The sequence below is a fragment of the Nocardiopsis sp. iso_40 genome, from assembly GCF_056173285.1.
Window position 1 is genome coordinate 2200296 of sequence record NZ_CM149666.1, and the last position, 21741, is coordinate 2222036.

Genomic DNA, 21741 nt, shown 5'->3' on the forward strand with positions numbered 1-21741 from the left:
TTGACCGATCATGCCGTCACGGTCCTGCAGCACGGGCGGTTTCCTGCCTCCGCGACCGGCTGCCCCTCGTGCACGAAGTACGGCCATCAGCTGGACAGGCACACCCCGTTTCACACGGGCCGGAGTCGTTCGAAGCCGCATCGGAACCCTCACGCGGCAGCCACCCGCCCGAGCCGGGGCAGCCACCGCGAGGGGGTTCAGAACTCGACGTCGTGGTCAGGGCTGCTGCCCTGCGAGCTACTGCTCGGGTCCGGTGTACTTCCGGTGTTCTGCGAGCGATTGCCGAACGGGGGAGTTCCGCTTTTGGCGAGGCGCGCGAGTCTGGATTTGTCGGATGAGGGCTGTGCGCTTCGGGCGAGGCGCGCGACTTTGGACGCCGTAGCGGTCCTGGCTGGTTCCGCTGCCGCAGTCCCCTCCCCGCGTTGCTCCTGGAGCGCCGTCTCGATCGTCCGGTGAGGCCCGGATGCGGTGCGTGCCGCTACCACGGTCCCCTCTCGCCGAAGGTCCTGGTGATCTCGCTCCGCGTAGTCGACGGTCATCCTGACCATGTCATCGACCGGTTCGGTGCGCACCTTGCGATCGGTGCTGCGCATGTAGGCAACGGTGGAGTCGAAGCGCTCGATCTCCCGGGGGGTGGGGATTCTGTTGCGCTCCTCGATGATCGCCTCGTGGGCACCGGAGGCCTTCTGCATCGTCCCGTCCGGGTTGCGGTGGTTTTCGTAGAGGACCTCGCCGTCGCGGTTGGTCACGTAGATGTGGTCGACCTTGCCCGTGGATTCGAGTTCGCGTGCTACGCGAGGGTTGCTCGCGTAGATCGAATCGTGCAAGGGAGGTTCGACCCACCGCCCGTACCCCTTCGTGGGGTTGTCACGGTCCTGCTGGTAGCGGTGGGCGATGCCGAGCATGCTGTTCGACTCGTGGGTCGCGACGAACACCGCAGTCGTCTCATACCCTCGATCACGGAATCCGTCGAGCCAGTAGTCGGCATGTTCCGTGCGCCCGAAAGGGAAGCTGGCGACCACGTCGTACTTCGGGCCGCCCGTGTCACCGCGAAGGTTCCCGATCAGCTCCTCGTGGAGGTCGTCGGGTAGCCTGCGCTCAACGGCGGACTGGCCCTGGCGACCGTTGTCCCGCATGATCTTTGTGTAACGCGGATGGATCGCGGCGTTGTCATCGGGGTCGTAATTAACGGTCGACGGCCCGAGGGTGCTGGTTACCCTTTCCTGGATTGTCGTCTTGCCTGCGCCCGGTTGACCCGTGATGATGACGAACTGTGGTTTCTGGCCGTTCGAGCGAACGGGAACATCGCCGGGAACGAGATCCTCAGTGCGTCTTTTCTTGCGCTCCTCAATCTGAGCCGCTTCCCGGGGGCCGGCGGAGTGCATCACGCATCACTCTCGCTGACCTTTTCGCGAAGCCGACGGATAAGGTCCGGATATTCAGTGACAATCGGCTTTGCCACATCCACGTCCATCCACGTCATGGACTTCAGAAGGTCCGAGTTCCGCTTGCTCTCGTTCTCGTATTTTTCTTTCTGCTCGGGGTCCTCTTCAGCGAAGGCCAGGTCCGCGTAGAGATACCTCACCATGCTGATATAGGATTTTGCTTTCTCTTTCAAGTTGAGGTACTCCATCAATTCCATGCCCTCGGGCGGGAAGGGTCGGACCTTTCCGGGGGAAGGGTCGCGCTTCTCGCCCTTGTTGTCGTTGTGCACAGAACTCATCTCCTCGGGTTTCGAATGGCGTGATGATATCACCTGTGTCTGTGCCGACCGGCCCCCGTCTGGACAGCAAATATTCGGAGCATTCGCGATTGATCCTTGGCGTATCAGGGGATTGGTCTGTCCCTCTGATTCGGTGTTCGGGCCGGGGCGTTCCCGGTTCGGCCAGGAGCAGGCCCTCGTCTGGTGCTGCGGCGGGCCCCGGGGCGGGTCGCGGTTGGTTCGCCCGGGGGTCGTTCCACTCCGGGGGGCGGCCGGGCCTTCGCTGCGGGGCTCCGCCTTCCGGGCGCACTCACCCGCCGACGACGCCTTCCCCGACGATCCGGGAGAGCGCGGTCGTCCCGTCCCACCGCTGCTCCGGGTGACCCCTGCCCGTTACCCGGGCGTCCGCATCCGGCCCGCCGTGTATCGGCGAGGTGTCCAAGCGGTTGCACGATTTGGGGCACCCGGTTCCGAATTCAGCGCCCGATTCCGGTGAATACGCAGTACACGGGCTTGTAGGGCCGCAGGGGTGTCCGATCGCCCTGCAAACGGTTGCATTAACACCCCTTGACATGGAAAGCGCTTTCTCTACTCTCAGGTAAAGCACTTCAAAGCTCATGCCCCACTACGAAGGGTAAGCAGTGAGACGAACAAGCACCCGTCGACTCCTGTCGACGCTGGCCGTCGCCGCCATGGTGGCGGCCGGTCTGGGCACGATGTCCTCGGCATCGGCGCAGACCGGCGACGCCACGGGTTACGCGAGCGAGAACGGCGGAACCACCGGCGGCGCGGGCGGGCAGACGGTCCGGGCCACCACCGGAACCGAGATCCACGAGGCCCTGTGCGAGCGGTCCAGCACCGACACCCCGATCATCATCGAGGTGGAGGGGACCATCAACCACGGCAACACCTCCAAGGTGTCGGGCGACGGTTGCGACACCGCGGACGACGTGATCGAGCTCAAGCGGATCAGCAACGTCACGATCGTCGGCACCGGCGGCGGAGCCGTGTTCGACCAGCTGGGCATCCACATCCGCGAGTCCAGCAACATCATCATCCAGAACGTGACCGTCCGGAACGTCAAGAAGTCCGGCTCACCCACGTCCAACGGCGGTGACGCCATCGGGATGGAGAGCGACGTCCGCAACGTCTGGGTCGACCACGTCACCCTGGAGGCCTCGGGCGGTGAGTCGGAGGGCTACGACGCGCTCTTCGACATGAAGAACAACACCCAGTACGTCACCCTCTCCTACAGCATCCTGCGCGACTCCGGCCGCGGCGGCCTGGTCGGGTCCAGCGAGAGCGACCGCTCGAACGGCTACGTCACCTACCACCACAACCTGTACGAGAACATCGACTCGCGCGCCCCCCTGCTGCGCGGCGGCATCGGGCACATGTACAACAACCACTACTCGGAGCTGCACAAGTCCGGCATCAACTCCCGGGCCGGGGCCAGCGCGAAGGTGGAGAACAACTACTTCAAGGACTCGAAGGACGTCCTGGGCACCTTCTACACCAACGAGAAGGGCTCCTGGGAGGTCAGCGGCAACATCTTCGACAACGTGACCTGGTCCGACGAGGGCGACGAGAACTACCCCGCCGGACCCGACCCGCAGTCCAACACCTCGGTGAGCATCCCGTACTCCTACGAGCTCGACGACGCCGGCTGCGTGCTGGAGGTGCTGGAGCAGACCGCGGGCGCGGGCAAGGGCAACCGGACCTCGGACGGCAACTGCGAGGCGGAGGAGCCGGACGAGCCGACCGACCCGGACCCCACCGACCCGGTCGACCCGGACCCGACCGACCCGCCTGAGCCGGAACCGACCGATCCCCCCGACGGGACCAACCTCAGCATCGGGGCCGGCGCCGACGGATCCGGCAAGGCCAGCGGGACCAGCTACGGGAACGTCATCGACGGCGACATGAGCAGCTACTGGTCGCCGACCGGTTCGACCGGCCGTATTTCGGTCAAGTGGGACTCCGACACCACGGTGTCCGCGATCAACATCCGCGAGGCGGCCGGGGCCGAAGGCAACATCGGCTCCTGGCGGGTCGTGGAGCACGACAGCGGCGACGTCCTGACCACCGGCAGCGGAGCCGGCGTCATCACCTTCGACCCGACGGCGCTGCGAAAGATCAACTTCGAGATCACCAGCTCGGACGGCACGCCGCGCGTCGCCGAGTTCGAGACCTACGCCGACTCCGCCCCGGACGACGGAGGGGACACCCCTCCGGACGGTGGCGGCGACACCCCGCCGCCCTCGGGCGACGAGCTCTTCGTGGCCCCGGGCGGCAGCGACGGCGCCGACGGTACCGAGTCCGACCCGACCACGCTCCCCTCGGCGATCGACCGGATCGAGCCCGGCGGGTCGATCTACATGCGCGGCGGCACCTACGACCTCTCCGAGACGGTGCGCATCGAGCCGGGCAACGACGGCCTCTCGGGTGACCGCAACGAGCTGTTCGCCTACCCCGGCGAGACCCCGGTACTGGACTTCTCCGCCCAGAGCGAGGACTCCGCCAACCGGGGACTGGCCATCGGCGGCGACTGGTGGCACATCAACGGCATCGTCGTCGAGCGCGCCGGCGACAACGGCATCCTGCTGGGCGGCAACGACAACGTCATCGAGAGGGTGACCACCCGGTTCAACCGCGACACCGGACTGCAGCTGTCGCGTTACACCGCCGGCGCCCCCGAGTCGGAGTGGCCCTCGAACAACCTGATCGTCAGCTCGGTCTCGCACGACAACGCCGACTCCGACGGTGAGGACGCCGACGGGTTCGCTCCCAAGCTCACCGTCGGGGAGGGGAACGTGTTCCGCCACACCGTGGCCTACAACAACATCGACGACGGCTATGACCTGTACACCAAGTCGGACACGGGCCCGATCGGCGAGGTGACCATCGAGCACTCGCTGGTGTACGGCAACGGCTCGCTCTCGGACGGCTCCCAGCACTCGGACGGCGACCGCAACGGGTTCAAGCTCGGCGGTGCGGGCATCGCGGTGGACCACGACGTCCACCACAACATCGCCTTCGAGAACGGCAAGCACGGGTTCACCTACAACTCGAACCCCGGCAGCGTGACGGTCTCGAACAACCTGAGCATCGGCAACGAGGAGCGCAACTTCCAGTTCGACGGCGGCGACTCGGTGTTCCGCGGCAACACCTCGTGCGACAGCGGCTCGACCGACCGGTACCGGGGCGACGCCGACGGCTCGAACCAGTTCTGGGACGGCTCCAACGGTTCCCGCTGCTCCCAGTACTCCGGGGACCTGGACTGGAGCTTCGACTCCGACGGCCGCCTCGTGGTGACCATCGGCGGCAGCGAGGTCGACCTGTAACCGATCCGGCCGACAGCGCCGAAGCGGCCTGGACGCCGACCGGCCCGCCCGATGCATTCGGGCGGGCCGGCCGTTTCCGGTGTCCGCCGTCCCGACCGCTGTCCCGGGCGACGTGTCTCGTGGGCTGAGCGCGGACGGGCCGGGGCGGGGAAACGACCGCCGCGGCTCGACGACATCCGCTTGGAAGCGCTTTCCGAAGGCCGTTGCGTGCAGACGCTGCACGTCGGACCCTTCGACGAGGAGGCGGACGTACTCGCGCGGACGCACGACGGGTTCATCCCGGAGACCGGGCTGCGGACGGTCGGCAGGCACCACGAGGTCCACCTCGGCGACCTCCGCCGGGCCGCACCCGAGAAACTCCGCACCGTCCTGCGGCAACCGGTCGCCCCCGCCGCCTCCGGCTCCGGTGGCCCCCTCCGGGAGGATTCGGTCACCCCCTGACCGGGGGCGCGCCGACCCCCCGCATCCGGCGGATTGTGGCAAACCTCGCGCGAAACGGTGGTCCGGCGGTGCGGTGCGGGGCACTTTTTGTGGAGATCCCACAAAGCAGCGGCTCCGGCGTGAGCAATTCGGGACATTGGTGTACCTGGAGGTAATCCAGCAAGCTGGATACCAGGCCAGGCGGCGCTCCGGGACCCGGACGTCGCCTTCTGTGTGTTGGTACTTGGGAGGGGCATCCGGTGTTCAGTCGTGTCGCCATCGTCAACCGTGGGGAAGCCGCGATGCGGCTCATCCACGCCGTCCGGGACCTCTCGGCGGAAACAGGGGCGCGGATCGAGACGGTCGCCCTCTACACCGACGCCGATCGCAACGCGACCTTCGTCCGCGAGGCCGACGTCTCCTACGACCTGGGACCGGCCTCCGCACGCCCCTACCTGGACCTCGCCGTCCTGGAACGGGCCCTGCTGGAGACCGGGGCCGACGCCGCCTGGGTCGGCTGGGGCTTCGTCGCCGAGGACCCGGCCTTCGCCGAGCTGTGCGAGAAGATCGGCGTCACCTTCGTCGGCCCGAGCGCCGAGGCGATGCGCAAACTCGGTGACAAGATCGGCTCGAAGCTGATCGCCGAGGAGGTCGGCGTCCCCGTCGCGCCGTGGAGCCGCGGCGAGGTCTCCACCCTCGAGGACGCCCTGCGCGCCGGGGACGAGATCGGCTACCCGCTGATGCTCAAGGCCTCCGCGGGAGGCGGCGGCCGGGGCATCCGGATGGTCGCCTCCGCCGAGGACCTGACCGAGGCCTACGAGCGCACCAGCCAGGAGGCGCTGCGCGCCTTCGGCTCCGGCGTGGTCTTCCTGGAACGCCTGGTCACCGGCGCCCGGCACGTCGAGGTGCAGGTCATCGCCGACGGGCAGGGCACCGCCTGGGCGCTGGGCGTGCGGGACTGCTCGGTGCAGCGGCGCAACCAGAAGATCATCGAGGAGTCCGCCTCCCCGGTCCTGGAGCCCGACCAGGCCGTCGAGCTCAAGACCTCGGCCGAGCGGCTCGCCGTGGCCGTCGGCTACCGCGGCGCCTGCACCGTCGAGTTCCTCTACCACCCCGGCGAGCGGCTCTTCGCGTTCCTGGAGGTCAACACCCGGCTCCAGGTCGAACACCCGATCACCGAACTCACCACCGGCACCGACCTGGTCCGCATGCAGCTGCACGTGGCCGGAGGCGGCAGGCTGGAGGGCACCCAGCCGGAGGAGTCCGGGCACGCCGTCGAGGCCCGCCTCAACGCCGAGGACCCCGACCGCGACTTCGCGCCCGCCCCGGGCCGCATCGCCCGGCTGAGCATGCCCGCCGGTCCCGGCATCCGGGTGGACACCGGTGTCCGCGAGGGCGACAGCATCCCCGCCGACTTCGACTCGATGATCGCGAAGATCATCGCCTACGGCCGCGACCGCGAACAGGCGCTGGGCCGCCTGCGCCGCGCGATGGCCGAGACCACGGTGATCATCGAGGGCGGCGCCACCAACAAGAGCTTCGTGCTCGACCTGCTCGCCCAGCCCGAGGTGATCGACGGCAGCGCCGACACCGGCTGGATCGACCGGGTGCGCGCCGAGGGCCGCCTGGTCACCCACCGCCACTCCGCCATCGCCCTGGCCGCGGCCGCGATCGAGGCCTACCAGGACGAGGAGGAGGCCAGCCGCCAGCAGCTGCTGTCCACCGCGCACGGCGGCCGCCCGCAGGTGCAGCACGACACCGTCCGCCCCCTGGACCTCAAGCTCCGCGGCGTCGGCTACCGGGTGAACGTGGCCCGGACCGGGCACGACCGGTTCCGCGTCGGTGTCTGCGGCGGCGGCGACGTGTACCCCGCCGACGTCGAGGTGGAGCGGTTCGACACCCACAGCGGCAACATCACCGTCAACGGCCGCCGGTTCCGGATGGTCTCGGCCACCCACGGGCCGATCCACCTGGTCGAGATCGACGGCGTCACGCACCGGATCAGCCGCGACGAGGGCGGCGTCGTCCGTTCCCCCGCACCCGCCCTGGTGGTCGCCACACCGCTGGCGGTCGGCGACGAGGTCGAGTCGGGCGCCCCCATCCTGGTGCTGGAGAGCATGAAGATGGAGACGGTCCTGCGCGCCCCCTTCCGGGCCCGGGTCCGCGAGTGCCCGGTGGCGGTCGGCGGCCAGGTCGAGACCGGCGCACCGCTGATGCGGCTGGAGCCGCTGGCCGAGGAGGGCGCCGAGGACGCGCAGGCGGCCACCGAGACCGTCGAGATCGAACTGCCCGAACAGCCCCCGGCCGCCTCCGCCGCCGCACGCGCCGAACAGGGCCTGCGGGACCTGCGCGGCCTGCTGCTCGGCTTCGACTACGCACCCGCCGAACGCGAGCGGGTGCTCTCGGACTACCTTGCCGCGCGCGCCGAACTCGGTTCGCGGCAGGTCGAGGGCGAACTGGACCTGCTCACCGTGTTCGCCGACCTGTCCGAACTGAGCCGAAACAAGCCGGGCGGCGCCCTGGAGAGCGCGCAGGACAGCCGGGTGCACAGCCCCCGCGAGTACTTCCACAGCTACCTGCAGAGCCTGGACGTGGAGCGCGCGGGCGTCACCGAGGGCTTCCAGACCAAGCTCACCCGGGTCCTCGCCCACTACGGCGTCACCGACCTCGACCGCACCCCGGAGCTGGAGAACGCGGTCTTCCGGATCTTCCTGGCCCAGCAGCGCATGGGCGCCTGCGTCACCATCGTCTCGGAGCTGCTGCGCCGGTGGCTGGCCGACGCACCGCCCCAGGAAGCGGTGGCCGAACGCGCCGGGCTCGTCCTCGAACACCTGGTGGAGGCCACCCAGGTGCGCTTCCCCGCGGTCTCCGACCTGTCCCGGGGCGTGGTGTTCCGCTGGTTCACCCAGCCGCTGCTGCGCCGCAACCGCGCCAGGGTCTACGCGGCGGTCCGCGACGAACTGCGCCACCTCGACCGCCACCCGGACGCCCCGGACCGCGCCGAGCGGATCCAGACCATGGTCGCCAGCTCCGAACCGCTGGTCCGGCTGATCGGCCAGCGCATCGGCCGCCCCGGCAAGGACCACGCACCGCTGCTGGAGGTACTGACCCGCCGCTACTACGGCAACCGCGGACTGTCCGGGGTCACCGCGCTCCGGGCCGCGGGCAGCCAGCTGGTCACCGCCGAGCACACCGGCTCCGAGGGTACGGCCCGGGTGGTCACCACCGCCGTGGACATCGCCGCCCTGCCCGACGCGCTGGGGGCCGTCGCCGGACTCGCCGCCGACGCACCCGAGGGCGGCCTGGTCGCCGACCTGTACCTCACCTGGGAGGACCAGCCGGACGCCGACGCCATGGCGGTGCGGCTCGGGGAGGTCCTGGCGGAGCGCGTGCTGCCCGAGGGGGTGCGCCGGATCACCGCCACCGTCGCCGGTACCAGCGGCGCCGTCATGCACCACCACTTCACCTTCCGCCCGAAGGACGGGGGACTGGCCGAGGACCGGCTGATCCGCGGCCTGCACCCGCAGATCGCCCAGCGGCTGCAGTTGGAGCGCCTGCGGGAGTTCGACCTCACCCGGCTGCCGTCCGCGGACGAGGAGGTCTACCTGTTCAAGGCCGTGGCGCGCAGCAACCCCGCCGACGAGCGGCTGTTCGCGATGGGCCAGGTCCGCGACCTGACGCCGCTGCGGGACGCCGAGGGCCGACTGGTCGCGCTGCCCGCCGTGGAGGGCACGCTCGCCGCCTGCCTGGACGCGATCCGCAACATCCAGGCGCAGCGGCCGCACAACAAGCGGTTCGACACCAACCGGATCCTGATGTACGTGTGGCCGCCGGCCGAGCTGAGCATCGACGAGCTCAACGCGCTGGTCGAACGCATCCTGCCCACGACCGACGGCGCCGGGCTGGAGGAGGTCCAGTTCGTGGCCCGCCAGCGCACCGACGAGGGCGAACTCACCGAGACGGCCGTGCGGATCACCCTCGACCCGGGCAAGGGCGCGAGCGTGCACGTGGACCGGCCCTCGACCGAACCGGTCCAGCCGCTGGACGACTACCGGCAGAAGGTGCTGCGCGCCGCCCGCCGCGGAACCGTCTACCCGTACGAGCTGACCGGCATGCTCGCCGGGTCCGAGGGCACCTTCACCGAGCACGACCTCGACGAGCACGGCGCGCTCGTCCCGGTGGACCGGCCCAGGGGCCGCAACACCGCCGCGATGGTGGCGGGCGTGGTCACGACCCCGACCGAACGGCACCCCGAGGGCGTCACCCGGGTGGTGCTGCTCGGCGACCCGACCAAGGCGCTGGGCGCGCTGTCGGAGCCGGAGTGCACCCGGGTGATCGCCGCGATCGACCTGGCCGAGCGGATGCGGGTGCCGCTGGAGTGGTTCGCGCTCTCGGCGGGCGCACGGATCTCGATGACCTCGGGTACCGAGAACATGGACTGGGTGGCGGCCGCCCTCAAGCGGATCGTGGAGTTCACCCAGGACGGCGGCGAGATCAACATCGTGGTCGCGGGCATCACCGTCGGCGCCCAGCCGTACTGGAACGCCGAGGCGACGATGCTGATGCACACCAAGGGCATCCTGGTGATGACGCCGGACTCGACCATGGTGCTCACCGGCAAGCAGTCGCTGGACTTCTCCGGCGGCGTGTCGGCCGAGGACAACTTCGGTATCGGCGGCTACGACCGGGTGATGGGCCCGAACGGCCAGGCGCAGTACTGGGCGCCGAACCTGCCGGCCGCCCGCGACGTGCTGATGGCGCACTACGACCACACCTACGTCGTGCCCGGCGAGGGCGCGCCGCGCAAGGCGGTCACCAGCGACGCGGACGAGCGGGACGTCTCCGACTTCCCGCACGCGATCGAGGGCAGTGACTTCACCACCGTCGGCGAGATCTTCTCGGCGGAGCACAACCCGGACCGCAAGAAGCCGTTCGACATCCGCACGGTGATGCGGGCCCTGTCCGACCAGGACCACCCGGTGCTGGAGCGCTGGGCGGGCATGGCCGACGCCGACACCTCGGCGGTGCAGGACGTGCACATCGGCGGCTGGCCGGTCTGCCTGATCGGTATCGAGTCGAAGTCGGTGCAGCGGCACGGGTTCCCGCCCACCGACGGGCCGGACACCTACACCGCGGGCACGCTGTTCCCGCGTTCGTCCAAGAAGACCGCGCGGGCGATCAACGCGGCCTCCGGCAACCGGCCGCTGGTGGTGCTGGCCAACCTGTCCGGGTTCGACGGCTCCCCGGAGTCGATGCGCAAGCTGCAGTTGGAGTACGGCGCGGAGATCGGCCGGGCGATCGTCAACTTCGACGGCCCGATCGTGTTCTGCGTGATCTCCCGCTACCACGGCGGCGCGTTCGTGGTGTTCTCCAAGGCGCTCAACCCGAACATGACGGTGCTGGCGCTGGAGGGCTCCTTCGCCTCGGTGCTCGGCGGCGCCCCGGCGGCGGCGGTGGTGTTCTCCGGTGAGGTGAACAAGCGCACCGCCACCGACCCGAGGGTCACCGAGCTGCAGACCCGGGTGTCGGAGGCCGGGGCCGGGGAGCGGGCCGAGCTCAGCGCCGAACTGTCCGAGGTGCAGTCCGCGGTCCGCGCGGAGAAGCTCGGCGAGGTCGCCGCGGAGTTCGACAGCGTGCACAGCATCCAGCGCGCGGTCGAGGTGGGTTCGGTGGACGCGATCATCAGCGCCGCCGAGCTGCGCCCGAGCATCATCGAGGCCATCGAGCGCGGTATGAAGCGCTAGGGGGCCGGACAACGCACGAACGGCCGGCCCTTGCGGGGGCCGGCCGTTCGTCCGTGTGCAGGGGAGCGCGGGGATCGTTAGGTTGGCCCGATGGGTTTCTCCTCGGTCACCGGACTGTTCTCCCTCCTCGCCCTGCTGCCCGTGGTCGCTGTTCTGGTCCTGGTGGTGTTCCTGGTCCGTCTCGGCCTGGGACACGGCTGGCGCGGGGCGCTTTCCCGCGCCGTGTTCGACGTCCTGGTGGTCTTCGCCCTGGTGCCGGTGGTCGTCCTCACCCTGGTCAACCCGGGTGGTCGGCACGGCGTGGAACTGGTCCCGTTCGCCGACATGTGGAGTACGGGGGTCAACTCGACCACCCTGTACCAGAACGGCGGGCACATCGCGCTGTTCGCCCCGTTCGGGGCCCTGCTGCCCCTGGCCTTCTCCGGGGTGTTCGCGTCCTTCTCCCGGGTGGCCCTGGCGTCCGCGGGGATCGCGGTCACGATCGAGGCCCTCCAGTACCTGAGCGAGGACAGCTGGGTGGCGTCGACCGACGACGTCATCCTCAACGTCCTCGGCGCCCTGGCCGGGGCGGCGCTGACCTGGTTCTGGTGGCGTCCCGCCGGGGACCGGGCGGCGGCCCGGCCCGGACGGTCCTGAGGCCGCGGCGCCCCGGCGGCCGGGATTCAGTGCACGACGTCGAAGACCTGCTTCTGGACGCCGTTGGAGTACACCGCGTGCTCGACCAGGTCCAGTTTGGTGGCGTCCTTGTCGGTGTCGCTGAACAGGCGCTTGCCCGCGCCCAGGAGCAGCGGGAAGACCAACAGGTGGTAGCGGTCGACCAGCCCGGCGTCGGCCAGCGAACGGCCGAGCGCGGCGCTGCCGTGCACGGAGATGGGGCCGCCCTCGGTCTCCTTGAGTTCGGCGACCTCGTCCAGGGTCCGCAGGACGGTGGCGGGCCAGCGCGGGTCGTCCTCGATGAGCGTGGTGGAGACGACGTAGCGGGGCATGGCGTTGTACCCGGCGAACTCGGCCATGGAGGGCCACACCGGGGAGAAGGCCTCGTAGCTGCGCCGCCCCAGAAGGAGGGCGGTGGCTTCCTCCTGTTCGCGGCTCTTGATCTCGTAGGCCGCCTCGTCCATCTCGACGGCGTTGAAGGTCCAGCCGGAGTTCCGGTACCCGGGTTCCCCGCCGGGAGCCTCCATGACTCCGTCGACGGACACGAACGCGGTGACGATCAGGGTGCGCATGCTCGGTTCCTCACTGCTGGGTTGCGCCTACATCCTCTCGACGAACGGCCCGGCCCGCGTTCGACACGTCGGGAGGTTCTTTTTCGTGTGGGGGCGCCAGAGGTCGGACCTGGGTGCGCGGTGCGCCGGAGCCCGCGCCTAGTATGACGGCGGCCTGAGGAGAAGCAGGTGTTCCTGCGGCTGGTACAGAAAAGGATCGATCTGTGTTGTTTTGTCAATTATTTTTGCTATCCACCATTTATGGAAAAGGTTTTCTTGATGTGCTGGACGGGCGTACCTGACTCCTGTGTTCCGGAGGTTCCTCCGGCCTGCCCTGGCCTTGGCGATCTCGGTCCGTGTTTGATGAGGAGAGTTGGGAAGCAGGGACTCCGCTCGCCCGAGCACACTGTCGGATGGCGTAATGAAAGTGTTTCAGGTGGCCTCTCGTGTCGTGTGTAGAAACTATGGCGTGGCTTTCTTCGCCGTGGTGGTTGCGTTCGCACTGTTTGTCTTCAGTTGCATGCTCGCAACATTCACTGAGCTTCCGTGGCCGGGGGTGCTGATCGCCTCTGTCGGGTTCGGATCCGTTTTCTGGATCCAGTTGAAGATCGGGCTTCTCAGGAATGTGGAGATCCGTGAGCATGAGATTGTTTTGAACAACTACTTCACTCGAGTTTCAGTGCCGATCTCCAGCATCAGGGAAGTTCGGGTGAGTGATGGCTCTTTGGCGTTGGAGTTGCACTGCGGGCGTATTCTGGATTCCGCCGCATTCGAGGGATCTCTTCTGGCGATGCTCCTGGGGAGTCCGAGTGCGAAACGGGCTGCTGTGTTGATTGACAGGGCCAGGAGGGAGGAGGCCGCAGGTGGGAGGTTTGTTTCTGAAGAGCCGGTGGTCCGTCTGCGTATGAACCTGATGTTCCTTTTGGGGGTTTGGGCTTTCGTCTTCGTGTTGTTCTGGTACTTGAATAGCTTGCAGCTTTGGCTTCCGTGATGGTCCAGTCCTTCTGGAAGTCGGACCTTGGTTTAGCGGTGGGAGGATTCCCGTCGGGGAGTAACCAAGTAGATGAACCCGCTGAGGCGCCCGTTGGATGAGTGCGATCTGGCACGGTACGCACCTTCCGATAGCATCCGCTCGTTACCTCCGTGTCGCTGCGCGTACAGCATGTCCTGACCCCGCCACGACCGGATCAGTCCCTGTCCCATACCGAATCGCAGGTGCCTTGTGGCTCCCGGAAACGTGTTCCCGACCCCGGCCGGGAGGATGAGTCTCGGCCAGTGGGTGGCGTGCGGGATGACCGGTCTGATCATTGCAGCGAGCTTGACCGTGTACGCGGGGTACCGCGACACCCTCAGCATCGAGACCGAGGCGATCAACACCGACGCCTGGGGCGACCGCCCCGAACAGGTCGCGGGCATCCACAACATCCTGCTGCTGGTCGGGGACAACGAGTCGGCGGGCAAACGCCCCGACGTGCTGGTCGTCGTCAACATCAACGTGGACAACGACACCGTGACCATGGTCAACCTGCCCCGCGACCTGATCGTGGACATCCCCCGGTGCGACCCGGTTGGTGATTTCCCCGGTTGGTCCGGCGGACCGCAGCAGATCAACCACGCCGCGACCTACGGCGGTCTGGACTGCCTGGGCAACACCGTGGAGACGACCACCGACATCCACCTGGACCACATGGTGATGGTGGACTTCGCCGGGTTCGAGAACATCGTGGACACCATCGGCGGTGTCGAACTGTGCATCCCCGAGGAGCTCGACGACCCCAAGGCCCACCTGTCGCTCGACCCGGGGACGCAGACCCTCAAAGGTGAACAGGCACTCGCCCTGGCCCGCTCCCGCCAGAGCACCGAGCACAAGAACGACATGGGGCGCATCAAGAGCCAGCAGCGGCTGATCGGTGCCATCCTGCGCAAGGTCACCAGTGGCGAGATCCTGTCCAAACCCACGACGATCTACGACTTCCTGGGCTCGGTCACCGACAGCATGGTGACCGACGACGGGTTCACCGTTGACAGGATGGCGGAGCTGGCCATAGCCATGCGTGAGGTGGACCTGAGCCGGATCAACATGGTGATGGTGCCGGTCGTGGACTCACAGACCCACGAATACAAGGTGGACCCCCAACAGCCCGCCGCTGACGATCTGTTCGCCGCGATCGCCGCCGGTGATGTGCTGCCCGAGGACGAGAGCGGGGACGAGGGCGAGGGCGGGGAGTCCGAAGAACCCACCGTCGAACCCGGCGACGTGTCTCTGCGAGTGCTCAACGGGACCGTTCAGATCGGCTTGGCCGAGACCGTGCGGGGGCTCCTCGAGAACCAGGGATTCACAGTCTCCGAGATCGGCAACCCCGGGCCGCGCAACCCGGAGCAGAGCACCATCTACCATGCTCCCGGCCAGGAGGCCGCGGCGCAGACCCTCGCTGGCGCCCTCGACACGGTACGGACCGAGGAGGTCCCCGAATTCGGCGAGGAGCTGGAACTGGTGATGGCGGCAGACTGGGACGGTTTGGCCAGCGACGGCTCCGCCCAGACCGATGGCAGCGGCGAGGGCGCGTTGGACGGACTGGACACCGCGTCCGCCGCCGAGGACACCGCCGACTCCGCGTGAAGTCGACGACCACGGATAAGAGGCCGTCTCAAGAGTCCCGCAAGCCAGATTCGCGCCCGGCACGATCACGCCTTGGGGGCGTTGTGTCGCCCGACGGGCTTTGGGAGACTATCCAGCCGCTACGGTCCCTGCCCCCAAGACCGGCCAGCTCTCGCGTGGACCAGAGGTCTGTGCTTACCACGGTGCTGTTCGTCCAGGCCTCGGCGTGCTCCTGGGGCAAGGCCGATGGTCTGCGCGGAGTCACCCGAGCCACCGCGCACCGCTGGTTGAAATGCCTGGACCGAGACGGTTCGGACCATGATCCACTGCATCCTCCTCCGTGAACTGGGTACACGCACCCTGCTGGACTGGTCCGGCGCCACCGGTCGATACTCAGCCCCGGGCCTCCACTTCCCTGGCCGTGCTCAGTATTGTCTGCACCCCGTCTGCTACAAGTGCCTCACCAAGCACTCCGATAAATTTTGGGATGAGCCCTTGGTGCAAAAAATTTCGTTCAATAATCCTACAAGTCGCGTGACTTGCGGTATTATTGTTGGATTATTTCTCTTGTTTGCCTTTGCTATGAATATGGCGCCGTTCTATGGCCCGAGTGGTCGGGGTCGCGAGAGTGATCTTTCGAATGGGATTTTCCTTTCGTTTGGCATGGTCTTTATGTCTTGGTTTATTTATGAAATGGGGTGTGTTGCAAGAGTCAAAATTTTGGGCGACGAAATTGTATTGGTGAACCCATTTAGTGAGGCAAGGATACCATTTTGTCTTATTGAAGGGATTGCCTATCGCGGGGGCTTGAAAATCAAGGTGAGGGGTGGACGTTCATACGGATCTGCTGCCTTCCCTGATTCTCTGGTTTTAGCAATTTCTGGCTATGCAAGGCATGGGCGAGTCGCTGCGCATATTAAAGATGTGGTTGCTGATCACGGTCCTTGTGGTGCGTGTGTTGAGGTTGGGGATAGATGGAGGTTCTGGCCATCCTTCAGTGTGTTCCTCGCCATTTTTTTGTTTTATGTATTGATTGCTGTTTTCGCATTCTTTTCAGCTTGATGAGTCGCCGTGGTGTTTAAGGGCAGGCCAGTAGAAGTTTGTAGGATTTGGTGTCGGTGACGCGTGCAGCGGATGGCTCAATGATGCGATGAGGTACGGAATGAAGAGCCGAGGACTGAGAACCCACTTCCCGTTTCGACGCATTGGCAATGAGTTCCTCAGTGTGAATATTCGAGTGCTGTTCTCGGAAATGATATTTCAAGCCATGAGTGGGGACAGCCTCCTGGGTCCATCTGAGGGTTTCGCTGCGCACAGATCGAGGTTGTGTGGTGGCTTTCGTTGTTGCCGACTAGATGGGATTGTCAAGAGTGAGAGCGGATAAGAGCCGCGTAGTCCGGTTTCGGCGATGGTCTTCTGTCGCCTTTGCCTGTGTCGTAGCTGCTTTTTTTGGAGTCCTGTTCATTGGGCTTGGAGGAGCGGTGGCCAATGCAAGTCAAATCTTCACGGATGGCGTTGTGGCATTGATCCTGCTGCTGCCGTTTGTGTCAGTTTTGATTTGGTTTATTTTCAAGCTCTGCATTTTCTCTGGCGTGGATGTGGGTTCGGACAGGGTCACGGTTAGAAATTTTTCTACAGAGACTGATGTCGAGATCGGTTTAATTAAATCCGTCAGTTGGAGTGGTGGGGTGCAGCTTGTGTTGAAAAATGGTACTAGGGTAAAGTCTGTTGCTTTTCCGGATTCTCTTTTTTCTCTTGCGTTGCAGTATAGGAATTTTAGGCGTGTTGCCAGGGTGATGGATGCTGAAATCAAGGAGAGGTCTCGCGGGTTGACTGCATTTGATTCTACTGGGGTTCGGCAGCGGAGGCGGTGGGATCTGTCCCTGATGCTCATTGCTGGGCTCTTTTATTACTCGGTGTTGTTTTTTTCCTGTTTGATTTTTTCGTAACGGTTCATATTTTCCGGTGAGAGGTCATGCGGTTTTGGGTGCCCAGAACTCGCCTTCGAGCAACCTGGACAGGGCATCGTAGATGCTGACCCGTGCTTGGCTGCGGTCGCGGAATAGAAGCGCGCAGCGCAGAGCTGCCTGGCCTGTCCAGGCTTCTCAGGCATCCCGATATCTTCTGGCGGGTCTCGAACATCCGCACCTCGTGCTCGGCCGGATTGTTGTCGAGCGGAGCCCGCGCATGAAGGAGAGGGTTTCGTCGGCCTTGAGTGCCTTGCCGAGCAGGCTCCCGAACATCGGCGTATACCTGCGGGCACTCCGGATCGAATCGATTCCCGTAGAGGGGGCACTCAAAGGCGCTCGTTGCGAGGATTTGCACCCTTGGGGCCAGAAAGCTCGGGCTATCGGCTGTCTACCCGGTTCAGTCTTGCGGCAGGAGCTCGGGCCACTCAGTGGAAGGCAGTCAGGGTGCCGATGACCTATCAGTTCACGGGGACGCCCCGGGGCGGGTGTCGCGCAACTCTCCTGCCCAGGCTCCGAGCTTGAAGGCGTTCCACTCTGTCCTGGTGTAGGCGAGAGTGGGGGGAGTTCGGGGTGGGGGTGGATCCCTCGGCAGGTAGAAACTCGGGGCACAGGCGTCCGTAGGCGGTGTGGTCGATAGCGGCCTGGTCGAGGAAGTGGCCCCAGGCGGCGTGGGGGCGGTGAGAGTGGGGTTGGGTGTCCCCGATCTCTGTCGCGCCTTCGCGGGCGGATCTGACCTGTACGCAGCCCTGGGCACTGGTCTTCGCGCTACCTCTCAAAGGTGCCCGGAGAAAATACGCCTGGGCCACGCGTATCTACGCGACGTGACGTCGGAGCCGAGCCACCCGACCCTCGTGCGAGGATCCCGGCACGCCCTGAGGTGTTCCCATGCTCCATGACCAGGCACGGCGCTGGATGGTGCTCGCTCTCGGGGGTGAGTACTCCTGGACGCACCGTCCGGACAGTGGCCGCCCCCGGTCGAGTTCTCATGCTCAAGGAGAGGGCAGGGCCGTCTGTCCAGGAGCGCACGTCGCACCCCGGGATCGATGCACCGCTCTGTGGCCGGATGTGGACAGCAGAGTTTCTTCGCAGGCCAGAAGTGGGTCTGAGTACCAGTTCTTCGCGGACAAGCTCTGTGCGAACTATGTCCCGTTTGTAATGATCCGGATGTTTTAGTTAAGGTCCCTTGCGGATCGTGGGTGTGAGTCATCACCCATGGTCCTCACATCCCCTGACAACTGACTGAACGGCATCCCCCATGCGTCGCTCCATGCCCCGCGCGACGGCGGTCTCGACCGCTGCTGCTGTGGCACTCTCGTTGCTTTTCGCGCCCCCTGCGGCTGCGGAACCCGAACCACCGGACCCGGCCACCTCCGAGGAACAGCAGGAGCTGGACGCTCTGGCGTTGGCGGAGCAGTCCGGTGAGCGGGTGGAGATTCCGGGGCTGACCGATGAGAAGACCCAGCACTTCGCCAACCCGGACGGGTCGTTGACCGCGGAGATCTCGGCCCTGCCGGCGCGGGTGCGCTCCGAGAACGGCTGGGTCGATGTGGACACCACCCTGGTCAAGGCCGAGGACGGGTCGGTACGCCCCAAGGCGGCGGGCATGGACATCGCCTTCTCCGGAGGCGGCGATGACGCGATGGCCCGGATCGGGATCGGATCCAACAGCGTCAGCCTGGGATGGGAGGGTGAGCTCCCCGAACCGGTGCTGGACGGGGACCAGGCCACCTACGCCGATGTGCTGCCGGACGTGGACCTGGTACTGACCGCGGGGGTGGAGGGCTTCACCCAGGTGCTGGTCGTGCACACCGCCGAAGCCGCCCAGCTGCCCGAGTTGGCTGAGCTGGACCTGCCGTTGGACACCACCGGTGTGACCATGACGGTCGACGAGCACGGCAACCTGGACGCGACGGGCGATGCTGGCGGCCAGAGCGTGTTCTCCGCTCGGGCCCCAGCTATGTGGGACTCAGCGGGGGAGGAAGAGCAGAGCCAGAGTGAGGACCCGACGGTAGCGGCACCGTCCGGTGCCCGCATGGAGTTGCTCGACACGTCGGTGGAGGTCGACCGGCTCAGGTTGGTACCCGACCAGGGCATGTTGGTGGATGAGTCAACTGAGTTCCCGGTCTACATCGATCCGTCCGTGAACGCCAGCCGCCCGAACTGGGCCTCAGTTGATCGGGCCTATCCCAATCAACCCACTTTCAACGACTCGGGTGAGGACAGCGTGGGCGTGGGGCGCATCGAATGGGATCGCGTCTACACACGCCGTGCGTTCTTCCAGTTCACGATGATGGGTCGCACCATGCACCCGAACACGATCATCAACTCCGCCACGTTGCGCACCGAGGTGGACTGGGCCTACAGCTGCAACAGCAACTCCTACATCCAGTTGCAGCGGGTCAGCGCATTCAACAGCAAGACCACCTGGAACAACCAGCCCTCCACACAGGGCGGTGTGCTGGACACCCAGAACGTCACCGGTGGTTGGGCGACCTGCCCCTCGACCAGCGGGGTGGAGTTCGACGCAACCGACGCCTACAAGTGGGGCCTGGACAACGACGCCTCGCACATCTACCTGCGGCTCAAGGAGCGCAACGAGTCCGGTACCTCCGCCTGGCGCAGGTTCGATGTGAAGGACAAGCCCCCGGTGCTGGTGGTGGACTACAACCACCCTCCGCAGAAGCCGGTCACCTCCACCCTCTCCGACTCCCTGGGCGGGGTGTGCTCGACCGACGCCGACCAGCCCAGGCTGGTCAACGACACCGAGATCAGGTTGAACGCCCAGATTCGTGACCGCGACTCCTACTGGGTGGGTCAGCAGGTCAAGTCCCGATTCGAGTGGAAGAGCGTCGAAGACGACACCACTGTGGGGTCAGCGGACTCGGCCTACGTGACCGTGGGCAAGTGGTCGGGCGGCAGCTACCGACCGGTCACCGCCTCCGACCTGCCAGAGAAGGAACTACTCGCCTACCGGGTCCGCGGATACGACCGGTCCGACTGGGGACCGTGGTCGTCCTGGTGCTACATCAAGATCGACACCACCAAACCCGACTCCGGCCCCGAGGTGACCTCGACCGACTACCCGGCCGGGGACGAGGCGCACGGATCGGTGGGCCGATCGGGCGAGTTCACCTTCGCCAACAACGGTGTCGAGGAAGCCACCAGCTACCACTACAGCGTCAACGACGCCTCCTGCTCCACCGAGATCGAACTCGACGAGCCCGGACAGAGCGTGACGGTGGTGATCACTCCGAACCGGGACGGCCCCAACCTGCTCCATGCCCGCACCGTGGACGCCTACGGCAACTCCTCCGAGTGCGGTCTGGCCTACACCTTCACCGTGGATTCCCCGGCCGACCCGGTCTCCCATCTGCCGTTGGACGAAGGCCAGGGCACCACCGTCACCGACTCCGCGGGCGATCGCACCCTGGAGGCCACCAACGGTGTGGACTGGGTGCGTGGCCGTGTGGGACCCACCAGCGGCGGCACCCAGCGCCTGGAAGGCGCGGCGATCGACATCGACGGCTCCAACTCCCGCCTGGTCACCGAGGAACCGGTGGTGGACACCAGCCAGGCCTTCTCGGTCTCGGCGTGGGTACGCATGGACGACAAGGACCGCAACCGCAGCGTGGTGGCCCAGACCGGCCTGGAGAACAGCGGCTTCTACCTCGGCTACCAGCAGACCCTGGGATATGACAGGTGGGTGCTGAAGATGGCCCCCACGGACGAGACCGGGGTCGGCGGCTGGTCACGAGCCCTGTCGGACGCATCCCCCCAGACCGGGGTGTGGACCCACCTGCTCGGCACCTTCGACCCGGCCGACGGCCAACTGGTGCTCTACGTCGACGGAGTACGACAGCAGACCACCGGCCACCTGGACACCCCATGGAAGGCCGAAGGCCCCCTGATGGTGGGCGGCGCACGCTCCTCCACGAACAACTCCGAGCACTGGCGCGGCGGAATCGACGACGTCCGCGTATGGGACCGGGTCATCTTCGACACCCCTGTGGCGGAAGAGGGCGAAGCCCGCTCCGAGGTCTGGGAACTGGCCAACCGTCCCGCCGCCCTGGAGGGGCGCTGGCGCCTGGACGAAACCGAGGGAACGGTCGCGGCCGACGCCTCCGACCACGCTCTGGACGCCACCTTGGAGGCCGACCCGCTCACTGCCTGGAACCAGGCCCTGAACGAGGTCACCTTCGCCCCCGGCGTCAGCCTGAACACGGACCACAAGGAACACTTGCACACCGACGCCCCGGCGGTGCGCACCGACCGCAGCTACAGCGTCGCCTCCTGGGTCCGGTTGGACGAGGTCGGCCACAACGCGGCCGCGGTGGCCCAGAACGGCACCGACCACAGCGCCTTCTACCTCAGCTACCAGCACACCTACGACTGGGACAACTGGGTGATGAAGCTGCCGCCCGAGGACCGGACCGGGGCCAGCGGCTGGCACCGCTCCCTGTCCGAGCACGCCCCCGAGTTCGGCAGGTGGACCCACCTGGCGGCTACCTACGACCACACCCTGAGCGAGGCCACCCTCTACGTGGACGGTGCGGCGCAGGAGCCCGTGGAGGTTCCCGACGCCTGGCACGCGAACGGCCCGGTGGTGATCGGCGCCTCCCAGTTCGAGTCGAATCTCAACGGTGAGTGGGCCGGCGACATCAGCGACGTCCACCTCTACCAGGGCGTGCTGACCGAAGCCGACATCATCAGCGTCAGGTTGGGATACCTGCCCGTGTCCTGACACCCCACCAACCCCC

At 66.5% G+C, this 21741-nt stretch carries 12 protein-coding genes; 9 read left to right on the plus strand and 3 right to left on the minus strand.

All coding sequences use genetic code 11. From position 1 onward, the window contains the following. Positions 1–197: 197 nt before the first annotated feature. Together AC0VYD_RS09755 and AC0VYD_RS09760 are read right to left on the minus strand one after the other, a co-directional pair. Positions 198–1385: a zeta toxin family protein gene (locus AC0VYD_RS09755; protein WP_475480231.1), complete on the minus strand. Its 1188-nt coding sequence runs from the start codon at positions 1383–1385 to the stop codon at positions 198–200. After that, positions 1385–1714 carry a hypothetical protein gene (locus tag AC0VYD_RS09760; protein ID WP_475479553.1) on the minus strand — a complete coding sequence of 110 codons (330 nt, stop codon included), beginning with the start codon at positions 1712–1714 and terminating at the stop codon, positions 1385–1387. The genes AC0VYD_RS09755 and AC0VYD_RS09760 overlap by 1 nt, the downstream gene beginning before the upstream one ends. 629 nt (positions 1715–2343) lie before the next feature. Between AC0VYD_RS09760 and AC0VYD_RS09765 the strand changes: the two genes are divergently transcribed. The 4 genes from AC0VYD_RS09765 to AC0VYD_RS09780 all read left to right on the plus strand — a co-directional run bounded on the left by AC0VYD_RS09765 (position 2344) and on the right by AC0VYD_RS09780 (position 11846). Beyond that, complete coding sequence (locus AC0VYD_RS09765; protein ID WP_475479554.1) at positions 2344–5046, plus strand: pectate lyase family protein; 2703 nt, start codon at positions 2344–2346, stop codon at positions 5044–5046. A gap of 180 nt (positions 5047–5226) precedes the next feature. Next, on the plus strand, positions 5227–5487 hold the full coding sequence (locus AC0VYD_RS09770) for a hypothetical protein (protein ID WP_475479555.1): 261 nt from the start codon (positions 5227–5229) through the stop codon (positions 5485–5487). 239 nt (positions 5488–5726) lie between these two features. Beyond that, entirely contained in the window at positions 5727–11210 is a 5484-nt protein-coding gene (locus AC0VYD_RS09775) for an ATP-binding protein (protein ID WP_475479556.1), read from the plus strand. Between the two features lie 90 nt (positions 11211–11300). Further along, complete coding sequence (locus AC0VYD_RS09780; RefSeq protein ID WP_475479557.1) at positions 11301–11846, plus strand: VanZ family protein; 546 nt, start codon at positions 11301–11303, stop codon at positions 11844–11846. A gap of 26 nt (positions 11847–11872) precedes the next feature. Here the strand turns inward: AC0VYD_RS09780 and AC0VYD_RS09785 are convergent, their stop codons facing one another. Then, a complete protein-coding gene (locus tag AC0VYD_RS09785) occupies positions 11873–12436 on the minus strand; it encodes a dihydrofolate reductase family protein (protein WP_475479558.1) in 564 nt (187 codons plus the stop codon). A gap of 448 nt (positions 12437–12884) precedes the next feature. Here AC0VYD_RS09785 and AC0VYD_RS09790 point away from each other — a divergent pair, with 448 nt between their 5' ends. From AC0VYD_RS09790 to AC0VYD_RS09810, 5 genes are all read left to right on the plus strand, one after another. Continuing rightward, positions 12885–13406 carry a hypothetical protein gene (locus AC0VYD_RS09790; RefSeq protein WP_475479559.1) on the plus strand — a complete coding sequence of 174 codons (522 nt, stop codon included), beginning with the start codon at positions 12885–12887 and terminating at the stop codon, positions 13404–13406. 270 nt (positions 13407–13676) lie between these two features. Beyond that, complete coding sequence (locus AC0VYD_RS09795) at positions 13677–15035, plus strand: LCP family protein (protein WP_475479560.1); 1359 nt, start codon at positions 13677–13679, stop codon at positions 15033–15035. Between the two features lie 297 nt (positions 15036–15332). Further along, positions 15333–16076, plus strand: a complete 744-nt coding sequence (locus AC0VYD_RS09800) for a hypothetical protein (RefSeq protein WP_475479561.1) — start codon at positions 15333–15335, stop codon at positions 16074–16076. 419 nt (positions 16077–16495) lie between these two features. Further along, entirely contained in the window at positions 16496–16963 is a 468-nt protein-coding gene (locus tag AC0VYD_RS09805) for a hypothetical protein (RefSeq protein ID WP_475479562.1), read from the plus strand. A 1276-nt stretch (positions 16964–18239) separates the two neighbouring features. Next, positions 18240–21725, plus strand: a complete 3486-nt coding sequence (locus AC0VYD_RS09810) for a LamG-like jellyroll fold domain-containing protein (RefSeq protein WP_475479563.1) — start codon at positions 18240–18242, stop codon at positions 21723–21725. Positions 21726–21741: the final 16 nt, after the last annotated feature.

Excerpts from the sequence above, each read along its gene's own strand:
- AC0VYD_RS09785 (WP_475479558.1), bottom strand. The coding sequence starts at position 12,436 with ATGCGCACCCTGATCGTCACCGCGTTCGTGTCCGTCGACGGAGTCATG.
- AC0VYD_RS09795 (WP_475479560.1), top strand. The coding sequence starts at position 13,677 with ATGAGTCTCGGCCAGTGGGTGGCGTGCGGGATGACCGGTCTGATCATT.
- AC0VYD_RS09780 (WP_475479557.1), top strand. The coding sequence starts at position 11,301 with ATGGGTTTCTCCTCGGTCACCGGACTGTTCTCCCTCCTCGCCCTGCTG.
- AC0VYD_RS09800 (WP_475479561.1), top strand. The coding sequence starts at position 15,333 with ATGATCCACTGCATCCTCCTCCGTGAACTGGGTACACGCACCCTGCTG.
- AC0VYD_RS09755 (WP_475480231.1), bottom strand. The coding sequence starts at position 1,385 with ATGCACTCCGCCGGCCCCCGGGAAGCGGCTCAGATTGAGGAGCGCAAG.
- AC0VYD_RS09810 (WP_475479563.1), top strand. The coding sequence starts at position 18,240 with ATGCGTCGCTCCATGCCCCGCGCGACGGCGGTCTCGACCGCTGCTGCT.